The sequence below is a fragment of the Ruminococcus callidus ATCC 27760 genome (assembly GCF_000468015.1).
Classification (GTDB): Bacteria; Bacillota; Clostridia; order Oscillospirales; family Ruminococcaceae; genus Ruminococcus_C; species Ruminococcus_C callidus.
On record NZ_KI260451.1, the window covers coordinates 1 to 5,132 of the forward strand.

At 53.7% G+C, this 5,132-nt stretch carries 5 protein-coding genes; all 5 read right to left on the minus strand.

The window, feature by feature from the left end:
- Positions 1-107: 107 nt before the first annotated feature.
- Positions 108-686, minus strand: a complete 579-nt coding sequence (locus RUMCAL_RS11030; RefSeq protein ID WP_084194418.1) for a DUF4364 family protein — start codon at positions 684-686, stop codon at positions 108-110.
- 59 nt (positions 687-745) lie between these two features.
- Positions 746-1,837 carry a chorismate synthase gene (gene aroC / locus RUMCAL_RS11035; RefSeq protein ID WP_021682951.1) on the minus strand — a complete coding sequence of 364 codons (1,092 nt, stop codon included), beginning with the start codon at positions 1,835-1,837 and terminating at the stop codon, positions 746-748.
- Positions 1,815-3,059, minus strand: coding sequence for a 3-phosphoshikimate 1-carboxyvinyltransferase (gene aroA / locus RUMCAL_RS11040; protein ID WP_021682952.1), 1,245 nt, complete (start codon positions 3,057-3,059; stop codon positions 1,815-1,817). Before aroA ends, aroC begins: the two co-directional genes overlap by 23 nt.
- Positions 3,056-4,108, minus strand: coding sequence for a 3-dehydroquinate synthase (aroB, locus tag RUMCAL_RS11045; RefSeq protein ID WP_040648048.1), 1,053 nt, complete (start codon positions 4,106-4,108; stop codon positions 3,056-3,058). The genes aroA and aroB overlap by 4 nt, the downstream gene beginning before the upstream one ends.
- Positions 4,109-4,756: 648 nt before the next feature.
- Positions 4,757-5,132: hypothetical protein (locus RUMCAL_RS16310; protein WP_207636458.1), on the minus strand; the 376-nt coding region annotated here is incomplete at its 5' end.

The window sequence follows — 5,132 nt, forward strand, 5'->3', positions numbered from 1 at the left end:
ACACTACCCTTTTCACTCTTGAAATTGGGGCGTAAGGTCAGCGGTGACTCGCCGCCCGCCGCAAAAAAAGCGTGAAGCTTCCCTGCTCCACGCTTTTTTGTGTTAAATCAAATGTCACTCAGATCATACGGCTCTTCCTGATTGGAAAACGCCGCATCGAGAATCTTTCCGTAAAATCCCGCCGGATTCAGCATGATCTGTTCGCCCAGATACTTGGCTTGGGTGTAGTCCGGTGCATAGAGTTTCATGTCCAGCAGATCGTCCTCAATGTCCAGACAGCGAACATGCACATAGTAGCCTTTTTTCAGCGGGATATACTCGATCTTGACTTCGCTCTCCCGCTTGATGCGTGCGAAATAGTGGAACGCCGCCGAAACCAGCTTGTCCCGATACGCCTTTCCCACATAGTTTCGCAGTTCCTTTGCCGTCCGAATCCCGTTTTCTGTCAGTACATAGTAATCGACAGCTTTCTCATTCTGACGCACTGCCACAGAATTGTGCTCCGTCAGATAACTGATCGAATCCTGATAGGCAAAATAGTTGATAATGTTGCTTCCTACCGCAATATCGTACAAATGGCTGACCTGCACCGGTTTATCGATCTTATACAGCAAATAACAAATCAGAATATTTGCCGTATGCGGATCCATGATCGGCGGCGTTGCCATTTTCGACATTTTCATCATATTTTCTTCCTGCACAGCCTGTCACCTCGCATCTCACAAGTGCAATCTACGGTGTTTCCTCAAAAATGCGGATAATCCATCATATGGGAAAGCAGAGCGATGTTCACCGCCGCTTCCACACAGGGCACTGCACGGGGCACAATGCACGGGTCGTGCCGTCCCTGAATCTGGAGCATCTCGTTTGTCTTTGCCCGAAAATCCACGGTTTCCTGCGGCTTGGCAATCGAAGCGGTAGGCTTGATCGCTACATTCAGCGTGATCGGCATGCCCGAAGAAATGCCGCCCAGAATACCGCCGTGGTTATTGGTCTTTGTCATCACGTGACCCTTTTCGTCAATATAGAACGGGTCGTTATTCTGGCTGCCCACCATTTCGGCAACCTGAAAACCGGCACCGAATTCCAGCCCCTTTACCGCGGGAATGCCGAAGATCAGCTGGGCAATGGTGTTTTCCAGTCCCTCAAAAATGGGCGAGCCTACACCGGCAGGCATATTGATCGTGACACACTCAATGATGCCGCCCAGAGATTCGCCGCCGTGGCTGGCGTTGCGAATGTCCTCTTTCATCTTTTCACCCTGTGCATCGTTCCGCACCGGAAAATCCTTTTCCCGTACTTCCAGAATGTCCTCCTTGGTCACCTTGGTGCGGCTGAACGCATCATCATGGATTCCGTGGACGCTGGCGATATGGGCACCGGTGTAAATGCCGCGGCGTTCCAGAATCTGTCCGCAGACGGCTCCGGCGAAACACAGCGGTGCAGTCAGTCTGCCGGAGAAATGTCCGCCGCCGCGAACGTCATTGAACCCGCGGTACCGCATGGCACCAGTATAGTCCGCATGACCGGGACGGGGCAGTCTTGCCAGATTGCTGTAGTCCTTGGAACGGGTATCCGTGTTCTGGATAAACGCACACAGCGGCACGCCGGTGGTGCGGTCATTCAGCAGACCGGACATGATCTGAGGCAGATCCTTTTCCCCGCGGGGTGTGGTGGTGCCGTCCTTTTTCGGGGCACGGCGTGCCATAAACTGCCGCAGCTTTTCCAGATCAATGTATTCCCCCGGCGGCAGATTGTCGATCACGACACCGATCGCAGGTCCGTGGGACTCCCCAAAAATAGAAAGGGAAATATTACGACTCCAGAACGATGACATTGGCGATTCCTCCTAACTGACGATAATCCTCATAGAACCGAGGATATGATTTTTCCACGCATTCTCCATGGAGAATGGTCACTTCTCCGGCACAGCGTGTGGCTGCCACCGCAGCACACATGGCGATACGATGATCGCCGCAGCTGTCCACGGTGCCGCCGTGCAGCTGTTCCACCGGTTCGATCTCCAGACCGTCCGGTGTGGCGGTCACCTTGCCGCCCAGCCGGTTCAGCAGGTCGGCAGTCGATGCCAGCCGGTCGCTCTCCTTAATGGCAAGGCGGTGTGCTCCGGTGATGCTGGACGGTGCCGTACCAAATGTGGCAAGCACTGCCAGAATCGGCACAAGGTCGGGAATGTCTGCCGCATCTACGGTAAATCCTGCCGGCAGCCCCTGTTCTCTATTATAACACATCTCGCGGACAATTTCCACAATTTTTTTATCGCCCTGCACACTTTCCGGATTCAGATTGGTGAGGGTAATGTCGCTGCCCAGTGCATTCGCCACGCAGAAGAACGCCGCCTGTGAATAATCCCCCTCCACTGTGAGGTCACAGGCATGATACTGCTGTCCGCCGGCAACGGCGTAGCCCTGTTCGGTTTCCTGCACGGCAATGCCGAAGTGCCGCAGACAGGCAATGGTCAGATCGACATAGGGCTTGGATTCCAGCTTGGACAGCATGCGAATTTCGGAATCCCCGTCCAGCAGCGGCAGGGCAAACAGCAGACCGGTCACATACTGGGAAGAAACGTCGCCCTCCAGTTCGAACACGCCGGATCGCAGCTTGCCGTCAATGGTAAAGGGCATGGTGTTGTGGTAGTCGAACGTGACGCCCTTTTTGGTCAGTTCCCGCAGGTACGCAGTAATGGGACGCTGGGGCAGTCTGCCCTGTCCGAAAAAGGTGGTGTGTATACCCAGTGCTGCTGCCACGGGAATCAGGAACCGCAGCGTAGAGCCGCTTTCGCAGCAATCCGCCACAGCCGCCTGCGGTCGGGCATTGCCCACGCCGGTTACGGTAATAGTGCTGCCCTCCTGCCGGAACGATGCCCCGAATGCGGAGAGCACGTCCATGGTGGCGGTGATGTCACGGGACATATCCACGCCGGAAATGACTGAAGTGCCCTCTGCCAGTGCGGCACAGATCAGCAGCCGGTGTGCCATGCTCTTGGAAGCAGGGATCCGCACAGTGCCGTGCAGGCGGGACGGCGTAATCAGAATGTTCATGCATCCACGCCTCCCATCCATGCGGCAAATTCTGTGAAAGGCATGGAGCGAATCTCCGCCTTGCCGATGGTTTCGCAGACGATAAACCGCAGCGATGCACTGGCACGTTTCTTGTCATTGCCGCACAGGGGCACCAGTTCCGCAACGGGAGCGTCTACTTCTGTGGGCAGGTCGTATGCCTTTACGCAGTCACACAGCCGCACATACAGTTCCGGCGTACAGGTCGCCTTGGTCATCATGCACATGCCGGCGGCAACTGCACTGCCGTGGGTATAGGTTTCGTAGTGGTAGTAGCTTTCCACCGCATGTCCCAGCGTGTGCCCGAAGTTCAGGATCATACGCTCGCCGGTGTCGAATTCGTCGTGTTCCACCACGTCCCGCTTGATGTCGATGCAGGTGGGAACGATCTCGTCCATGACTTCGCTGACGGTTTCCAGCGTGTGCTGTTCCAGCAGTGTGAACAGCTTTTCGTCCCGAATCATGCCGTACTTGATGACTTCGCCCATGCCGTCTGCCAGAAACAGCTTCGGCAGGGTGTGCAGGGTGTCCAGATCGCAGAGCACTGCCACCGGCTGTTTAAAGGCTCCCACCAGATTTTTGCCGCCGGTCAGGTCGATCGCAGTCTTTCCGCCTACGGACGAATCCACCTGTGCCAGCAGGCTGGTGGGGATCTGGAGATAGTCCAGACCGCGGAGATAGGTCGCCGCCGCGAATCCGGTAATATCTCCTACCACGCCGCCGCCCAGTGCAACCAGACAGTCGGTGCGGGTGATATTATTTTCACAGAGGAAGTCGTAGATCTGGTTCAGCGTTTTGCTGCACTTGGAAGCTTCTCCGTGTGGGAACACGAACTTGATCGTCCGGAAGCCATTTTCTTCCAGCGACTTGGTCACAATGTCCCCGTAATAGCAGTCTACATGGTCATCGGTAATGACAGCGGCAGTCTGTGCCTTGGTCTGCTGTTTCAGATATGTGCCACACTGTCCCAGCAGTCCTCTCCCGATCCAAATGGGATACGTCTGGCTGGCGTGCACGGTAATTGTTTTCATGGTATTTTCCTCCCGTTGGAGCCGAAAGCCTGTTCTGCATCTGACGTGTTCAGACGCGTGGCAGGCTCTGAAAGCGTACACATCTTCGAATAGATTCTCATATTTTATTATACTAAAAATCCTTTTTCTTTTCAACAACAAATTGTAAACCATGCAAAAATGCGGTGAGTCACCGCTGACCTTACGCCCCAATTTTAAGTGTGAAAAGGGTAGTGTTACGGCGGACAAGCCGCCTGTCACCCCGCCGGGGAATTTTTGTTAGTCGAAAAAGGTTATTTCCCGTGTAATTTTCGGGTGATACTTGAATCTCACAGTACAGGGGAAATGCGAACTCTTTTCTTTTTTTGCTTCTTTTTTTCTTTTCAGTAAAGAAAAAAAGAAGCGTAACTCTTTGTGAAATCGTTTGCTTGCTGTAGCGAATTGCACGGAAGAACCCCTCCACCAGCTACGCTGGTCCCCCTCCCCTTTCAGGGGAGGCTATATACGAACTTGCAAACGCCGTATCCAATAAAGTCACCCACCTATACCGGAAAAATACCTGAATATCAACATTACCGATACAGGCAAGGGCAACAACCGGCGTTGGCAAGCCACAGGCGGACAGCGAGGTACGAGCGAATTCTGCCGAACGGTTTCGACATGGCTGCCCTAGAAGTTATGTTTCACGAAGAAATCCCTCCGGCACTTCGTGCCACCTCCCTTTTCAAGGGAGGCTATTTGTTCAGGCTCCCTCATGGATTGGGCTTCTTTTTCAGGGACGGCTATTCCACAGGCATCTCTCACTGTCACCCAAACAATTTCCTGCACCGGAAAATATTTCTGAGAATTTCGTGAAAACCATAGCAATTCCAAATGAAATGTGGTATAATAAATTCTGTGAGCCGCTGCATAAAGCTTGTGCAGCGTTTCCCTGTATACCGAGCCGGCTCTCACGCCGCCTGCTCTGTCAGAAATTTTCTGCGTATACGCCACTATGCAGAGCGTGTGCACATGATATAAGGCAATACCGCACAAAGAGCGTCTG

Excerpts from the sequence above, each read along its gene's own strand:
- RUMCAL_RS11030 (WP_084194418.1), bottom strand. The coding sequence starts at position 686 with ATGATGAAAATGTCGAAAATGGCAACGCCGCCGATCATGGATCCGCAT.
- aroC (WP_021682951.1), bottom strand. The coding sequence starts at position 1,837 with ATGTCATCGTTCTGGAGTCGTAATATTTCCCTTTCTATTTTTGGGGAG.
- aroA (WP_021682952.1), bottom strand. The coding sequence starts at position 3,059 with ATGAACATTCTGATTACGCCGTCCCGCCTGCACGGCACTGTGCGGATC.
- aroB (WP_040648048.1), bottom strand. The coding sequence starts at position 4,108 with ATGAAAACAATTACCGTGCACGCCAGCCAGACGTATCCCATTTGGATC.